This is a genomic window from Mycobacterium sp. OAS707, assembly GCF_014873705.1.
GTDB lineage: Bacteria > Actinomycetota > Actinomycetes > Mycobacteriales > Mycobacteriaceae > Mycobacterium.
In genome coordinates, this window is record NZ_JADBDS010000001.1 from 1,041,531 (window position 1) to 1,057,616 (window position 16,086).

Annotated in this window: 15 protein-coding genes; 5 read left to right on the forward strand and 10 right to left on the reverse strand. The window is 66.0% G+C overall.

Annotated features, from left to right (window positions below):
• The first annotated feature begins 5 nt into the window (after positions 1-5).
• Positions 6-1,190 carry an AAA family ATPase gene (locus GGC64_RS05155; RefSeq protein WP_192721349.1) on the forward strand — a complete coding sequence of 395 codons (1,185 nt, stop codon included), beginning with the start codon at positions 6-8 and terminating at the stop codon, positions 1,188-1,190.
• Here the strand turns inward: GGC64_RS05155 and GGC64_RS05160 are convergent.
• Positions 1,187-2,044 (reverse strand): SDR family oxidoreductase, encoded by an 858-nt coding sequence (locus tag GGC64_RS05160; protein WP_192721350.1) that lies wholly within the window; start codon positions 2,042-2,044, stop codon positions 1,187-1,189. The two genes, GGC64_RS05155 and GGC64_RS05160, sit on opposite strands and share 4 nt — an antisense overlap.
• Positions 2,045-2,054: 10 nt before the next feature.
• Positions 2,055-2,675 (reverse strand): TetR/AcrR family transcriptional regulator, encoded by a 621-nt coding sequence (locus tag GGC64_RS05165; protein WP_192721351.1) that lies wholly within the window; start codon positions 2,673-2,675, stop codon positions 2,055-2,057.
• 118 nt (positions 2,676-2,793) lie between these two features.
• On the opposite strand from GGC64_RS05165, the gene GGC64_RS05170 reads away from it, so the two are divergent.
• Positions 2,794-4,275, forward strand: coding sequence for a cytochrome P450 (locus GGC64_RS05170; RefSeq protein WP_192721352.1), 1,482 nt, complete (start codon positions 2,794-2,796; stop codon positions 4,273-4,275).
• Positions 4,276-4,292: 17 nt separating this feature from the next.
• Here the strand turns inward: GGC64_RS05170 and GGC64_RS05175 are convergent, their stop codons facing one another.
• The 3 genes from GGC64_RS05175 to GGC64_RS05185 form a co-directional block, all read right to left on the reverse strand.
• A complete protein-coding gene (locus GGC64_RS05175; RefSeq protein ID WP_192721353.1) occupies positions 4,293-4,805 on the reverse strand; it encodes a homocitrate synthase in 513 nt (170 codons plus the stop codon).
• Positions 4,806-5,001: 196 nt separating this feature from the next.
• Positions 5,002-5,820: a Fic family protein gene (locus GGC64_RS05180; protein WP_192721354.1), complete on the reverse strand. Its 819-nt coding sequence runs from the start codon at positions 5,818-5,820 to the stop codon at positions 5,002-5,004.
• Positions 5,821-5,826: 6 nt separating this feature from the next.
• Positions 5,827-6,855 (reverse strand): putative nucleotidyltransferase substrate binding domain-containing protein, encoded by a 1,029-nt coding sequence (locus GGC64_RS05185; protein ID WP_370581980.1) that lies wholly within the window; start codon positions 6,853-6,855, stop codon positions 5,827-5,829.
• Between the two features lie 121 nt (positions 6,856-6,976).
• Here GGC64_RS05185 and GGC64_RS05190 point away from each other — a divergent pair, with 121 nt between their 5' ends.
• Entirely contained in the window at positions 6,977-8,521 is a 1,545-nt protein-coding gene (locus GGC64_RS05190) for an amino acid permease (protein ID WP_192721355.1), read from the forward strand.
• A 12-nt stretch (positions 8,522-8,533) separates the two neighbouring features.
• A complete protein-coding gene (locus GGC64_RS05195; RefSeq protein WP_192721356.1) occupies positions 8,534-9,289 on the forward strand; it encodes a sulfite exporter TauE/SafE family protein in 756 nt (251 codons plus the stop codon).
• A 1-nt stretch (position 9,290) separates the two neighbouring features.
• Here GGC64_RS05195 and GGC64_RS05200 read toward each other — a convergent pair whose 3' ends face one another.
• Together GGC64_RS05200 and GGC64_RS05205 are read right to left on the reverse strand one after the other, a co-directional pair.
• Positions 9,291-10,352, reverse strand: a complete 1,062-nt coding sequence (locus tag GGC64_RS05200; protein WP_192721357.1) for a phosphotransferase family protein — start codon at positions 10,350-10,352, stop codon at positions 9,291-9,293.
• Positions 10,353-10,364: 12 nt separating this feature from the next.
• Positions 10,365-11,192, reverse strand: coding sequence for a class I SAM-dependent methyltransferase (locus GGC64_RS05205; RefSeq protein WP_192721358.1), 828 nt, complete (start codon positions 11,190-11,192; stop codon positions 10,365-10,367).
• A 104-nt stretch (positions 11,193-11,296) separates the two neighbouring features.
• On the opposite strand from GGC64_RS05205, the gene GGC64_RS05210 reads away from it, so the two are divergent.
• Entirely contained in the window at positions 11,297-11,971 is a 675-nt protein-coding gene (locus GGC64_RS05210; RefSeq protein WP_192721359.1) for a helix-turn-helix domain-containing protein, read from the forward strand.
• An 88-nt stretch (positions 11,972-12,059) separates the two neighbouring features.
• Here GGC64_RS05210 and GGC64_RS05215 read toward each other — a convergent pair whose 3' ends face one another.
• From GGC64_RS05215 to GGC64_RS05225, 3 genes are all read right to left on the reverse strand, one after another.
• Positions 12,060-13,400 (reverse strand): neutral zinc metallopeptidase, encoded by a 1,341-nt coding sequence (locus GGC64_RS05215; RefSeq protein WP_370581981.1) that lies wholly within the window; start codon positions 13,398-13,400, stop codon positions 12,060-12,062.
• Positions 13,401-13,476: 76 nt separating this feature from the next.
• Complete coding sequence (poxB, locus tag GGC64_RS05220; RefSeq protein ID WP_192721361.1) at positions 13,477-15,213, reverse strand: ubiquinone-dependent pyruvate dehydrogenase; 1,737 nt, start codon at positions 15,211-15,213, stop codon at positions 13,477-13,479.
• 25 nt (positions 15,214-15,238) lie between these two features.
• Complete coding sequence (locus GGC64_RS05225) at positions 15,239-16,006, reverse strand: SDR family NAD(P)-dependent oxidoreductase (RefSeq protein ID WP_192721362.1); 768 nt, start codon at positions 16,004-16,006, stop codon at positions 15,239-15,241.
• Positions 16,007-16,086: the final 80 nt, after the last annotated feature.

The window sequence follows — 16,086 nt, forward strand, 5'->3', positions numbered from 1 at the left end:
GCCAGATGCTGCAGACGGTCGCCATCCGCGGATACCGCTCGCTGCGGGAAATCGTGCTGCCCCTTGCGCGGCTCACGGTCGTCACTGGCGCGAACGGCACCGGAAAGTCATCGCTGTATCGCGCGCTGCGACTGCTCGCCGACTGCGGCCGCGGCGAGGTGATCGGCTCGCTGGCCCGCGAGGGCGGCCTGGAGTCGGTGCTGTGGGCCGGACCGGAACACCTGTCGGGCGCGCGTCGTACCGGAAAGGTCGAGGGCACAAGGCGCACCGGGCCGGTTTCGCTCGAACTCGGGTTCGCCTCCGACGATTTCGGCTACCTGGTCGACCTCGGGCTGCCGCAGATGGCGGGCCACAATTCGTTGTTCGCACGCGATCCGGAGATCAAGCGCGAGGCGGTTTTCGTCGGCCACGTGATGCGGACCAGTTCGACGCTGGTGCGCCGCACCCGTGAATTCGCCGAGGCCAGCGCGGAATCCGGGCGGGGCTTCGACGAGATGACGCGATCGCTGCCCACCTACCGCAGTGTCCTCGCCGAATACGCCCACCCGGGTGCGCATCCGGAGCTGGCCGCCGTTCGGCATCGGCTGCGCAGCTGGCGGTTCTACGACGGCTTCCGGGTGGACGCGACAGCACCGTCGCGACTGCCCCACGTCGGCACTCGCACACCGGTGCTTTCCGACGACGGCGCCGACCTCGCCGCCGCAGTGCAGACGATCATCGAGGCCGGATTCGAGGACCTGCAGCGTGCTGTCGCCGACGCCTTCGACGGTGCGACGGTGTCGGTGGCCGTCCGTGACGGCCTTTTCGATCTGCAGCTGCAACAGCGCGGCATGCTGCGCCCGCTGCGCGCGGCCGAGTTGTCTGACGGCACACTGCGTTTCCTGCTGTGGGCAGCCGCGCTGACGTCTCCTCGACCGCCCTCTCTCATGGTGCTCAACGAGCCGGAAACGTCACTGCATCCCGACCTGGTACGTCCGTTGGCGTCGCTGATCCAGGCGGCGGCCAGTCAGACGCAGGTCGTCGTCGTCACGCACTCGAGGGCGATGCTGGAGTTTCTGGACACCGTGCCGGTGAGCGACGCCGACGAGGGCAGCGCAGTGGAGGTCGAGTTGTACAAGGAACTCGGCGAGACCCGCATCAAGGGCTTGGGCATGCTGACCGCGCCCCCATGGGACTGGGGTAAGCGCTAGACGCGAGACGACGGCCGAAGTGCACGACTGAACAGAACGTTGACTTGCCGCATCGCCACGCTATACGGCCACCACGCAACACGTTTGAACGCATACAGCGCCCTGATGTCCGGCGACGTGTAGATCAGGAACCGGTTCTTCGACACACCGCGCAGAATCTTGTCCGCGACGTGCTCGGGCGAGACCGCATGCCCGCTGAAGCGGTCGGTCCACCGCTTCACATTGGGATCCTCGCGATCCACTCCGGCGATCTGAACTGTCTGTACCAGAGGCGTTTTCACCGCACCTGGCACCACCACCGAAACCCCGATGCGGTAGCGGGCCAAGTCGAAGCGCAGTACCTCCGAAACTCCGCGCAGCCCATACTTGCTCGCGCTGTAGGCGGCGTGCCAGGGCAGCGCGACCAAGCCGGCGGCCGATGACACGTTGACCAGATGCCCACCGCGACGGGCGGCCAGCATCGGCGGAATGAAGGTCTCGATGACGTGGATCGGGCCCATCAGATTGATGTCGACCATCGAGCGCCAATGTTGGTGCGTGAGCTGGTCGACCGTCCCCCACGCCGATACGCCCGCAATGTTCATCACCACATCCATCGGCGCATGGTTGGCGTGGATGTGGTCGGCGAACGCGGCCACCTCGTCGTAGTCGGAGATGTCGAGCACGCGGTGCTCTGGCACCTGGGCGCCGAGCGCACGTGCGTCGGCGACGGTTTTCTCAAGGCCCTCGGCATCACGGTCGGTCAGGTACAGCTCGGCGCCTTCGGCCGCCAGCTTCAGCGCGGTGGCGCGGCCGATTCCGCTCGCGGCACCGGTGAGAAAACAACGCTTTGCCGCAAAGCTCCGCTGTGCCATGGCGGTGAGACTACCGGTCACCCCAAAACGCGCTCAGCCATAATCGCTCGACGATGTCGATGGCGCGCGCAGGGTCCTCGCCGCGGCCAACGAACGCACTGTCCTCGGTCAACGTGAACGACGTCACCGCAGCCAGCGTGCGCACCAGCGCGGGCAGATCATCCGAGATCGGGCGCGCGTCGGAGTCCTGCTCGAGGAGCGTGATCAATTTGTCGATGATGCCGTCGTAGAAGTCGTCCATCATTTCGCTGATCTGGGCATCGGTATTTCGCGCCACCGAGCACGCCTTCAGCACCGGATCGTCGTTGTTGTATACCGCAGCCGCGCTGCCGACCATCCGCTTCGCGAACGCTTCAGGCGTCTCGCCGGGCTCACGCGGCGCGAAGTGATGCGTCAGCTCGTCGAGCAGCTCGCTGGCATCGGCAAGGATCACCGCCAGCACCGCGTATTTGGAGTCGAAGTAAAAGTAGAAGCCGGACCTGGCGACGCCGGCCCGCTCGCTGATCGTGCTGACCGACAGATCGGCGAACGATCCCTCTTGAAGGAGCTCGCGTACCGCGTTGACGATGGCCTCGCGCTGCCGGTCCCCGCGGCTGCGGCGAACCTGCTGTGGAGCGGGCTGGGCGGTCATCGCCCTAGACCTTTGCATCCACGCCGCGCCGAAACAAAACTTGACATGCGTCAAGTCTGCCATCCAGGATGAGGATCAGGAGTGACAACGGCCACAGTCTTTTGCCCAGGGAGAATTCATGGCGACCATCAGCACCAAGGATTACCTGCTTGACCAGGCCAAGCGTCGGTTGAAGCCGACCCCGGTGACCATCCCCGGCATGGGTCTGGCCGAGAAGCGGCTCCGCAGGCACGAGTGGAAACAGTTCGCGCTGGCCCAGCCACCCGCGGGCAGCGGTCTCAAGCCGGCGATGGGTGACTCGGGGCTGCCGATCATCGGCCACATGATCGAGTTCTTCCGCCTCGGGCCGGAGTTCGCCGTCGAGGTCTATCGCAAGTACGGCCCGATCCACTACCAGTACTCGCCCGCCCTGGCTTCGGTGATGGCGCTGGGCCCCGACGCCACGCAGGCCGTCTTCTCCAACCGCAACAAGGAGTTCTCGCAGCGGGCCTGGGACCCGGTCATCGGGCCGTTCTTCGAGCGCGGCCTGATGCTGCTCGACTTCGACGAGCACATGTTCCACCGGCGGATCATGCAGGAGGCGTTCACCCGCTCGCGCCTGGCCGGCTACGTCGAGCACATCGACTCGGTGGCCAGCAAGGTGGTTGGCAACGACTGGGTCGCCAACGACGCCCGGTTCCTGTTCCATCCCGCCGCCAAGGAGCTCACGCTCGACATCGCCTCGGTGGTGTTCATGGGCCATGAAGCAGGCACCGATCACGACCTCGTCACCACGATCAACCACGCGTTCACCACCACCACCCGCGCCGGCAACGCGATCATCCGCAAACCGGTCAAACCGCTGACCTGGTGGCGCGGCATCGAGGCACGCAAGACGCTGGAGAACTACTTCTCTGCTCGTGTCGCCGAGACGCGCGGTCACGAGCGCACCGACATGCTCAGCGTGCTGTGCCAGGCCGAAGACGAGGACGGCCAGCGATTCACCGACGACGACATCGTGGCGCACATGATCTTCGTGATGATGGCGGCCCATGACACCTCGACGTCGACGATGACGACGATGGCCTACCACTTGGCGGCCAACCCCGAATGGCAGGAGCGCTGCCGTGACGAGTCGGCTCGCATCGGCGACGGCCCGCTGGACATCGAGGCGCTCGACAAGCTGGAAACCTACGACCTGGTGATCAACGAGGCCCTGCGGATGGTCACGCCGCTGCCGATGAATTTCCGGCGCGCAGTCCGCGACATCGACCTGCTCGGTTACTTCATTCCGGCCGGCACCGATGTGGTGACGTGGCCGTCGCTCAACCATCGGCTGCCCGAACTGTGGACGAACCCGGACAAATTCGACCCCGAACGCTTTGCCGAGCCGCGCTCAGAGCACAAGAAGCACCGTTACGCGTTCGCCCCCTTCGGCGGCGGAGCGCACAAGTGCATCGGCATGGTCTTCGGTCAGTTGGAGATCAAAACCGTCATGCACCGGTTGCTGCGGAAGTATCGACTCGAGTTGCCCCACCCGGGGTACAAGCCGCGCTACGACTACGGCGGCATGCCGGTGCCACTCGACGGCATGCCAATTGTGCTGCGCCCCTTGCGATAACGCTTTCTCGGCGGAAATCAGGCCTCGGTCAGCAGCCGGTTGGCGCAGGCGATCACCGCGCGCAGAGCGGACTGCGTCGGGTCGTCGGACCAACCCATCGCCCAAAGCGATCGGGCACCGTCGGAGCCGCGGACGAATGTCGCGGTGTGCTCGCCGGCCGGAACCTGATGAAACGCCGTCATCTCGACCGCAATGCCGCGGTCATACAGCATCTCGGTGAGCGCCGCGACAGGTCCGCACGCGGCAGCAGACGACGTGGTGATGCGATCGCCGACGGCCAACGTGGCTTGGTAGTGGCGGGCCTGCGGGCCCAGCCGGGTCGACGGACATTCGGCGTCGGTGCACTGCCAATTACCGAGCCGCAGCGGCCCCGAGCTGGACGTATATCGGTCGTGAAACGCTTCGAAAGTCATCGCGTCGGCCTCCTGGCGCAGACCGCGGGGCATCGGGCCGGTGATGCGGGCCGCGAAGGACATCGGCGTCGGCGGCGCTGCGCTGGTAGCGGATTGGGTTGCAATAGAGCTTGTCATGTGCCGGTCTTCTCACTCAGGTGGAAATGACCGACGAGGTAGCAACGACCCACAGCGAGGGGTCGGTCTGGATCAGACCCCGCTGCGGGTTGCTACTACGAGTCGCCTCGGCACGTTGGCGATGTTAGGCGCCCCACCCCGCGGCATGCAAACCTTTTTGGCTCAGTCCAGCCAGAAACAAACCCGTCGCGGCGAACTAGTGAAGTGCATCGGCGAACAGCGGCAGGAACGGCCGGTGGTTGGGTGCGCCCTCGCGACGAAACGGCATGCTGTCGCGCGACGCGGCGTACCACTCCTCGCGAGAGACCGCCGACAGGTCGAGACGACGACCGCACAGCGTGGCGATGGTGTGTAACAACAACGCACCCGCCCGACCGTTGCCCTCGCGGAATGGGTGGATGAGGTTGTAGTCGGCGTAGAGCCGGGCCAGCCGATACGCCAGCCCCGGCCGATCGAGTCCGGCGCCGTTGATCGCAAGGGCCCGCGCGGTTTCCTCGAGCAGTGCCGTCAGCCGGCCCAGTGTCGATTGCCACGCGAAAAGCGAGTCGCCGCGCCGCAATTCGGTGATCCGGTAGTTGCCCGCCCACGAGTACACGTCGGCGAACAGATGCAGGTGGATCGCGCGGATGTCGACATCGCTCGCGGCGATGGCGCCCTCGGCCAGCATCCGATGCCATATCACCATCCGGCCGGCCGTCGCGACGAACTCGAGGTCGGAAAGCACCGCCTGGTTGTCGACGCCGAAGTTGTTGCGCAGCACAGTCGTTCCCGGTATCAGGTAGGGCCTGTTGCGACGGAAGATCCTCCGGTGCTCGCGCGGTTGTTGCGGGGGTGTCGTCGGGTTGTCGGCCCGATAGGACGCCAAGTACTCGCCGAAGGACACCTCGTCGCAGAGCAACCGCACCAGCGCGTCGACGTGGTCGTCGGTCGGTCGCCAGCCCTCGAGGCGTTCTGCCGCGATCGTCTGGTCGATGGCGTGCCGGAGAGAATCGGGCAGCCCGTCACGGGCGGACACGGCCTGTCAGCGAAACGTCGACGTCGAGGCGAGGTACGTCAGCTTGCGCCGGATGCCACTCACTTCACGCGCCACCGTACGTACGGTCGCACGGTCGGCAGGCGCCAACGCGGACAACGACACTCGCTCGGTAACGGGTTCGCCTTTCATCCAGGCGCCGGCGCGCACCCGCCAGCGGATCCGCGACAGCGACACGTAGCACTCGCGCAGTATTGATGCATCGTCGGTGTCGAGCAGGCGCCCCGTGGCCGCATCGGTCAGCCGCTGCAGCGTCGAGATCTCCGAGGAACCCGCCGACAGCGCGCCCCACCGCGCGATCTTCACGATCGGGTCGACCGCAGCCAGCTTCAGATCGACCGTGTCGTCTTGAGTCGCGAACACCCGCAGTCGCGACGGGATGGTGGCCCGCACCGCGGTCGCGTCCTGCAACATGGCGTGCCGCGCCTGCGGGTGTCGCTTGGCGGCCTCGACCGTGCGTGACCGAAGCTCGTCGCCGAGGTCGGCCACCGCGGCGGTGTCGGCCAGCAGCCCGGTCATCACCACGCCACGATCCTCAGCGGGCTCGGCGCACCACCGGTCGATCGACTCGTCCCAGTTGGCGCGCCTGCGGCAGAACCGGCCGCGACTGGCCAGCACTCCGTTGGCGTCCGGCGCCACGTCGCATCGCTCGAGCAGCGCGTGCACGTCCGCGGCCAGCGCCAGCGCCTCGGCCTTGTCCTCATCGCCGAGCCCATCGTCGAGCGCGATCAACGTCTCGACGTCTGACCCCGGTATCGCTTCGCCGCGCGCCACGCTGCCCGAGACGAACCACGTCCATCCCAGCGGTCTGCCCTCGGCGATCAGCCGCGCGGCGGCAGCGACCGACCGCCGCAGCACCTCCGACCAGGCCGCCGCCAAGGTCAGCGTTGGCGTGTGGGCAGCCAATTCGGCTGCCACCGCCTCTCGGGCGCCCAGCACGCCGGCGCGCAGCGCGGGTTCATCGACGGCGGCATCGATGTCGCCGATCGTCGCGGCGATCCCCAACTTGCTGGACACGGCATCGATTCTCACCGATCAGCGGCTTGGTCACACAGTTGTGACAACCAGGAAACCTGCGAAACAAAAACCACCGCTAATTTCTATCGCATGACAGGTATTGGACGTCAGGAGACCGCCCGTGACTGCGACCGCTGACCCGGTGGACCCCGCGATCTCGTCGGCGGAGGACGCCGACTCGCTGGCCGAACTCGGCTACACCCAGGAACTGCACCGCGGCATCGGCGCATACGCCGCCTTCGCGTCCGGATTCTCGTTTGTATCGATCCTGACGACGGTGTTCGCGCTGTTCGCACTCGGCTTCGGGCTCGGCGGCCCCGCGTTCTTCTTCACCTGGCCGATCGTGTTCGTCTGCCAGTTCTGCGTGTGCCTGGTGTTCGCCGAATTGTCGGGAAAGTTCCCCGTCGCGGGCGCCATCTATCAGTGGTCGCGACGGCTGGCCGGTAACGCCGTCGGCTGGTTCGCCGGGTGGTTCATGCTCATCGGCTACATCGTCAGCGTCTCGGCCTTGGCCATCGCCATGCAGAGCGTGCTGCCCTCGATCTGGAGCGGCTTCCAACTCGTCGGCGACGACCCCTCGCTCACCTCGGTCAGCGGCGCCACCAACGGCATCATTCTCGGCACCGTCACCATCGTGTTGTGCACGGTCATCAGCAGCGTCAGCGTGTCCTTCATGGGCAAGATCACGGTCACGGGCGTGACCATCGAGATCATCGGTGTTGTGCTGATCGTCGTGGCGATGTTCCTCACCGCCGAACGCAATCCGGCGCAGGCCGTGCTGTCCACCGGCGGGCACGGCTCCGGCCTTGGATATGCGCCCGCGTTTCTCGCCTCGATGCTGATGGCGGCCTACGTGATGTACGGATTCGACAGCGCCGCAGAGCTTTCCGAAGAGACGCGCGATCCGCGCAAGACCGCCCCGAAGGCGATCGTCAACGCGCTGTTGGTGTCGTTCGTCGGTGGCGGACTGATGATCCTCGCCGCGCTGATGGCGGCGCCGTCGCTGGATGATCCGATGCTGTCCACCGAAGGCATCGCATGGGTGATCACCAGCCAGCTCAACACCGGGCTTGGCAAGGCTCTGCTGATCACCGTCGCTGTCGCGATCTTCTCGGCGACGCTGGCGATCCAGGCGTCGGCGTCGCGGGTGATGTTCTCGATGGCGCGCGACAACCGGCTGCCGCTCGGCAAGTTCTTGTCAAAGGTGAACAAGCGCACCGGAACTCCACTCATCACCGGAACGACGGTCAGTGTGCTGGCGATCCTGGTGCTGCTGGTCAACCTCGGTCAGGCCGGGGTTTTCGCGGCCATCACCAGCGTGTCGGTGGTGATCGTGTACCTGGCGTATCTGATGGTTACGGTGCCCGCTCTGCTGCACCGGTTGCGCGGCACCAGCCTGAGCTACGGCCCTCCGATCATGGACCTCGGCAAGTGGGGCATCCCGGTGAACCTGACCGCGGTCGTCATGGGCGCGGCGCTGTGCATCAACATCGCGTGGCCCCGCCAGGAGGTGTACGACCCGGACGGCTCCTCGCTGGTGCTGCAGTATTTCGCCGCGATCTTCGTGGTGATCACGCTGATCGCGGGGTTCTTCGCCTACCGAGTCGTCAAGGACCGCGAGGGCGCACCGGAGCCCGTCGACGCGCTGGTTCGCGGCAAGAAGTAACGTGGGCGGCCCATGGACTGGGCCTTCCTCGCAGCTGCCGGCGTGCTCGGCGGTCTCACCGGCAGCATCGCGGGCCTGGCGTCCGTGGCCACGTATCCCGCCCTGCTCGTGTTCGGCCTGCCGCCGGTTACCGCCAACGTCACCAACACTGTTGCGCTGGTGTTCAACGGCATTGGGTCCATTGCGGGGTCGCGACCGGAACTGGCGGGGCAGGGCGCGTGGATCAAGCGAATCCTGCCCGCCGCGGCGGCAGGCGGCGCCATCGGTGCGGCTCTGCTGCTGACCACGCCCGCAGAGGGTTTCGAGAGGATTGTCCCGCTCCTACTCGGGTTCGCCTCCGTCGCGATCCTGCTGCCGACGTCGTCCCGTCAGGAAGCCAGAGTCGCGCATCACCAACGCCATACCCTGCGGGTGCTGCTCGAATCCACGGCCATCTTCGTGATCTGCATCTACGGCGGCTACTTCGGCGCAGCGGCAGGAGTGCTGCTGCTGGCGATGCTTTTGCGCGCAGGAGGCGCGACGCTTGCGCACGCCAATGCGGGCAAGAACGTGATCCTGGGCGTCGCGAACGGGGTTGCAGCACTGATCTTTACCGTCTTCGCACCTGTCCACTGGCCTGCGGTCATCGCCGTCGGCATCGGCTGCCTGATCGGGTCGCGGCTCGGCCCCGTGGTCGTTCGGCATGCCCCGACGGGGCCGCTGCGCGTGGTGATCGGCGCCGCGGGTCTGGCACTCGCAGTCAAACTGGGTATCGACGCCTACGGGTGATTCACTGAAATGGGCTGTCGCCCTTGGCAACCCGAGTGCCGATATCGATCAGGTTCTGCGCGTTGGAATGCAGTCGCTCGCCTGCCTCCCGGCTCGCCTGCCCCACCAGATACCGCGACCAGGTGCCCTCGATGACGATGCCCAGCTTGAAGCACGCCATCGCGACATACCAATCCAGGCTTGACGTTTCGCGACCGCCGGCAGCCAGATACGCGTCGAGCAGCTCACGCCTGCTGGCCAGCCCACCCAGCGCCGCGAGCTGACCGCCCGCGGTGATCGTGTTTGTCTCCAGCGGCCAGCAGATCAGCATCCAGCCCAAGTCCAACAGCGGGTCACCGACAGTGCACATCTCCCAGTCGACGAATGCGGCCAACTCCGGTTTGTCGCGGCGCAGCAGCACGTTGCTCAGATGCGGGTCGCCGTGCATGATTCCCGGCTTCGAATCGGCAGGACGATTCGCCTCCAGCCAATCCGCCAACTCCGTCACCGCCAGCGACTCGGGCGAATAGCGTTCGTGTCGATAGCTTTCCAGCAACCCGAGAAACTGCGGCACCTGCCGTTCGAGAAACGAACCGGGCCTCTTGAGTTCCGCGAGCGGGCTGCCCTCCCAATCGACGTTGCCCAGCTGCGCGAGGCTGGCTGCGTACGACAGGCCGACCTGATGCCGCCAGCCGGCGTTGCGGACATACGCCTCGTCCATGGTGTCGCCGGGGTTGAAGCCGTCGACCTCTTCCATCAGGTAGAACACCACGCCGAGCACGTCGAGGTCGTCGGTGCCCGCGATGAAACCTGGATGCGGCACCTGCGTGCCCGCCAGCGTCTGCAGCGCCGCCATCTCCCGCAGCATGGTCTTGTTGCTCGTCGGCCGCGGGTGAAGCGGCGGCCGTCGCAATACGACCGGCCTGCCGTCGATGTGCAGCCGTACCACGATGTTCTGGGTTCCCCCGGTCAAGGGCTCGACGTCAGTGACCTCCGACCCGAGGCCTTGCTTTTGGACCCAGCGCTGCACCGCAGCCTGGTCCTCGGCGGTCAGGGTCGGCAGCTGCTGGGCGTCGTCGGCCATGCCGACATCGTGTCAGGCCTTGCGCGCCGTCACGAGCAGGTACTCCCATTCCATGGCGTTCCCGCCCTTCAAAACGTCGTCACCGACCCGTGCGATCGCGTCATCGAGCTCAGCCACCCGGTCGGGGTCGCCCTCGATGTTGCGGTACACCGCGATCGTCGGCCCGTATACGGCCTTGAAGTAGTCACGGAAGGCGGCGCCGTCCGGGAAATGGTGGACCGGCAGCGTGCGACGCTCGGTAACAAGGTCGGTGACGCGGTCGCCCAACAGCTGCCGGACGTGGTCCTCCTGCCCCCACAACGGCGGGGGCTGCGCGCCAGGCGGCGGGGGCGGTGCGTACGGCTTCATCGTGGCCCACAACTGACCGATGTGACCCTCTGGCGTCCAGCTGATCAGGCCGATCCTGCCGCCGGGTTTGGCCACCCGGACCAGCTCGCCTGCGGCCTGCTGATGAAACGGCGCGAACATCACGCCGATGCACGACATCACGACGTCGAACTCGTTGTCGCCGAACGGCAATGCGTGAGCGTTGGCCTCGCGCCACTCGAGTTCGACACCCTGTTCGGCCGCGTCTGCGCGACCGCTCTCCAACAACTCTGGAACCAGGTCGCTGGCGACCACGCGGGCCCCTGTCCGCGCAGCGGGAATCGCCGCGTTTCCGGTGCCGGACGCGACGTCGAGGACGCGGTCGCCAGGGCCGATGCCGGTGGCTTGCACCAGCACGGGGCCAAGAGGTGCGACGAGTTCGGCGGCGAGCTTCGGGTAGTCGCCCGATGCCCAGATGGCTCGGTGTTTGGCCGCAATCTGACTGTCGCCGACGGCCGCGGTTGGGTTGCTCATGGCTGACATCGTCGCCTGATCGCGGAGACCAAACCAGTAACAGATCTGTACTACGCCTGGTTCTATATCTGTACTGGGATGTTGCCAACCGGGGAGGCACCGCGATGTCCGGATACGGCCAGTTCTGTCCGGTGGCCAAGGCGATGGAGTTGCTCGACGAGCGCTGGACGATGCTCGTCGTGCGGGAACTGCTGTTGGGCAGCAGGCACTTCAACGACCTGCGCCGCGGCGTGCCGAAGATGTCGCCTGCTCTGCTGTCGAAGCGGTTGAAAACGCTGACCCGCGCAGGCGTCGTCGAGCGCAACGAAATCGACGGGCGCACAACGTATTCGCTGACCGAGTGTGGCAAAGAGCTCGCCGACGTCGTCGACGCGCTCGGCGCATGGGGGGTGCGCTGGATCGGCGAACTCGGCGAGCAGGACCTCGATCCGCACCTGTTGATGTGGGACATGCGCCGCACCATCCCGATCGACGCGTGGCCGCGCACCCGCACCACACTCGCTTTCCGTCTCGACGGCGTGGCGGCGAAGGCGTCGCGGTGGTGGCTGGTGGTGGCCGACGGAGAAGCCGACGTGTGCGATTTCGACCCCGGTTACGAGGTGAGCGCCACCGTCGAAACGAGCCTGCGCACGCTCACCCACATCTGGCGCGGTGACGTCAGTTGGCAGCATGCGCTGCTCGACGGCACCGTCAAGGTGTCCGGCCCGGCCGATGTGCGCCGCGCCATCCCCGGGTGGATCGGACAGTCGGCCCTCTCGTCAGTGCCGCGGCCCGCCTGAAATACTTCGCCGCAACTGCCCCGAAACAAGGTTCCGGTACGTAAACCGGCGGTTTAGCGTGTCACAACTCTGATCTCGCCCGCCTGACCTACTTGTCCTCGTAGTTCAGGCAAGACTCCGCGCCGTCGATGACGCCCGAGCGGAACGCCTTGATCCGTGACCAACCCGCGCCCTGGCGCTCGACGTCGCCCTCGCCGCGGAAGACCAGCAGCGCCTTGATGCCTTCGTCCAGGTCACCGGGCGAGACGGACCAGGTGCTGGTATCGGCGCGGTTGTGCAGGATGACGCTGGCCGTGTAGCCGCCCGCCATACAGTCGGCGCGCAGCGTCGACGTCTTCTCATCGGATTGGTCGCCAAGCCGGGTCAGCGCGGCCAGTCCGTACTGGGTGGCGAGCAGCGTCGCGACGGCATAGTCGCCGCCCTGCTTGTACACCTCGGGCATCGCATCGACGTTGTCCCAGCCGACGTAATCGTCTGGCACGCAATAGAACAACGCGAACCCTTCAGCGGACTGCCCGCCGCACGCCGGCGGATGGTTGGGGTCGAAGGGCTCCAGGCCCTTCACCGGCGGCCACTGCTTTCCGTCGGTCAGTTCGGGATACAGGTGCGTGTAGTAGTCCTCGAGGTCGTAGGGCACGCCGTTGATGATCGAGTCGTACGGCGCATCGCCCCCCTGCGCCGCATCCTGCTCGTCGTTGAAAGGAAGTTCGAGCACCATCGGCTCGTCGTCGCGGTAGCCCTTGCACTTCTCGGGCCCGTTGTCGAAACCGTCCTGATAGGCGCTGACCCGGTCGAAGCCGCTGCCGTGCGCGTTCGGGTCGATGTTGGACGTGCCCGGCGTGTCACGCAGGTCGAGGATGCCGGCCAGCGCGGTGTCCATATCGGCCGCGGTCACCTTGAACACGCCGTCGTCCTTGGCGTGTTTGGACCACGCCCCCGCGAAGCAGTCGGCCTGCAATTCCTTGGTCACCGTTCGGGCGGTGAAGTTCGACCGGCCCTGGATGGCGTGCCCCCACTCGTGGGCCAGCACCACCGGGATGACGAAATCGCCGTACTTCTCCTTCAACTCGGGCAGCAGGCCCTCCGCGTCCCATGCCACGACGTCCTTGGTCGCGCAGTAGAACGCGTTGCCCGAGATCTCGCTGGCGTCCTGCGCGCACGGCGGGAAATCGCCCGAGGACGGGATGACCGCGTAGAAGCCGCCCTTGACCGGTTCGTAGTCCTTGCCGTAGAGCTGCGGGAATTCCTTACCCCAGTAGTCCTGCAGATCGGCGATCGCCTCGATCGCCAGCTTGTTCACAGCTGCCGAGGCGTCGCCGTTGATCTGGATGTTGCTGGTGTCGGGAGGCGACCCGGTCTTTTGCGCCATCCCGGAGACCTGCGGCTTGGGGCCACCACAGGCCGCCAAGAGCAAAACGACAGCAGCCACTGACCACACCCTCATTTGCATGGGCAAACAGTAGCGGTGATGCTTGGAATTGGCTTGGAAAGCCCCAAAACCAAGATCAGTCCAGGATGCGGCGCGCGACGTTGGTGGTGATCAGGTCGAGCAACTCGTCACCGCGGCCCGCCAGGATGGTCCGGATTGCGTAGAGGGAGAAGCCCTTGGCCTGTTCGACGGTGATCGCCGGCGGTATCGACAGCTCCTGCCGGGCGGTCACCACGTCGACGACCGCGGGTCCGTCGTAGGCGAAGGCATCGGCGAGTGCCTGCTGCAGATCCGACGGCTGCTCGACGCGCCTGCCGAAAATTCCCATCGCCTGTGCGACGTCGGCGAAGTTCGGATTGATCAGGTCGGTGCCGAAGTTGACGATGCCGGCCGCCTTCATCTCCAGTTCGACGAAATTCAGCGACGAGTTGTTGAACACAATCACCTTGACGGGCAACCGATTCTGGATCAGCGTGACGAGTTCACCGAACATCATCGTCAGGCCGCCGTCGCCCGCCAACGCGACCACTTGACGGTCGCGGTACGCCGTCTGCGCACCGATCGCGTGCGGCAGCGCGCAGGCCATGGTGCCGTGGTTGAACGAGCCGACGAGTCGCCTGCGGCCGTTCATCTTCACATACCGTGCCGCCCACACCACCGGCGATCCGACGTCGACGGTGAAGACCGCGTCGTCAGAAGCCAACTGATTGGCAAGTCCCGCAACGTATTCCGGTCGAATCGGGGTACGGTCGCGATCATTGACCGCCAGCTCGTCGAGCGTCTTGCGGGTCTTGCCGTAGTGCCGAAGCGAGCGGTCGAGGTGGCCGCGGTCCCCCTTCTGAGTCAGCAACGGCTGCAGAGCGGCCAGCGTGTCCTTCACCGTGCCGACCAGGCCGAGGTCGATCGGGGTGCGACGGCCGAGGTGGCGGCCGCGGATGTCGACCTGCACGACTTTGGCGTTGTCGGGATAGAACTGCTGATACGGGAAGTCGGTGCCCAGCATCAGCAGCGCGTCGGCTTCCTTGATCGCCTTGTATCCCGAGGCGAACCCGAGCAGTCCGGTCATGCCGACGTCGAACGGGTTGTCGTATTCGATGAATTCCTTGCCGCGCAACGCATGCACGATCGGCGCGCCCAATGTCGTTGCTGCCTGGATCAATTCGTCATGCGCGCCCTCGGTGCCTGCGCCGCCGAGAATCGTGACGGCCTGCGCACCGTTGAGGATGTCGGCGGCCGCACGCAGCGATTCGTCGTCGGGTCGCACCACCGACCGGGTCGGCGTGACCGGACGGGTCAGGTATCCCGATTCCTCGGCACGCTGAAGAAAGATCTCGCCGGGGATGACGACGACCGCTACCCCGCGTTCTTCGACTGCTGCGCGCATGGCCATCTCGAGAATGCGCGGGGCCATCTCAGGTGTGCTGACCAGTTCGCGGTAAACGCTGCACTCGCGGAACAACTCCTGCGGGTGCGTCTCCTGGAAATAGTCCGAGCCGATCTCGGTACGCGGAATGTGCGCCGCGATGGCGAGCACCGGAACGCGACTGCGCTGCGCATCGAACAGCCCGTTGATCAGGTGCAGATTGCCAGGGCCGCAACTGCCCGCACAGACCGCGAGCGCTCCGGTCAGTGCGGCGTCGGCCGCAGCGGCGAACGCGGCCGTCTCCTCGTGACGGACATGCTCCCAAGTGATTTCACCGGAACGTCGTAGCGCGTCGGTGAATCCGTTCAGGCTGTCGCCAGGCAGCCCGTAGACGCGGCGAACGCCGCTGACCCGTAATGCATTGATGACGTGATCGGCAACGGTCGCCACGTGTGGCAGCCTAGCGTCGGGCGACCTACTTCGGGGCGAAGCGCTGGCCGGCGTCCAACCGTAGGCACTGGCCGTTGAGCATCGGGTTCTCGACGATCGCCAGCACGAGCTTGGCGTATTCCTCCGGCCTACCAAGTCGCTTCGGGAACGCTGCGTCTTTGGTGAGGGCCTTGGCGAACTCGTCGGGGATGCCTTCGGTCAGCCCGGTCGCGAACAGGCTCGGCGCGATGGCCAGCGCCCGGATGCCCAGGCTGCCCAGATCGCGCGCCATGGTCAGGCACATGCCTGCGATCGCGGCCTTGGAAGCGGTGTAGGCGACCTGACCGATCTGACCTTCGAACGCGGCGATCGAGGCGGTGTTGATGATGACGCCGCGCTCCTCCTGCTCGTCGTCGACGAGGTCCTGCTTGCTCATCTGCCAACCGGCGAGCCGGCTGATGTTGAAGGTCGCGATCAGGTTGAGATCGACGGTCTTGCGGAACGACTCCAGACTGTGCGGCCCGTCCTTTTTGACCGTGCGCTCGCCGATGCCGCCGCCGGCCGTCGTCACGATGATGTGGAGAGCGCCCAGGGCATCGATCGCCTGCTGCAGCACCTTCTCGGTGCCGTCGAAGTCGGTGACGTCCACGGCGTGGAACGTGCCGCCGATGGCGTCGGCCACCTCCTGGCCCTTCGACTGAGGCCGGTCCAGCACCGCGACGCTGGCGCCACGCTTGGCCAGCGACTCGGCGGTCGCTTTGCCGAATCCCGACGCACCGCCAACGACGACGGCCTTCTTGCCCTCGATCTCCATCTAGCTCCCTTTCACGACTGTGGTCGGACCGCTTCGCAACATATCTCATCGTCCATCCGGTAAGCCTTTCGGGTGCCGTC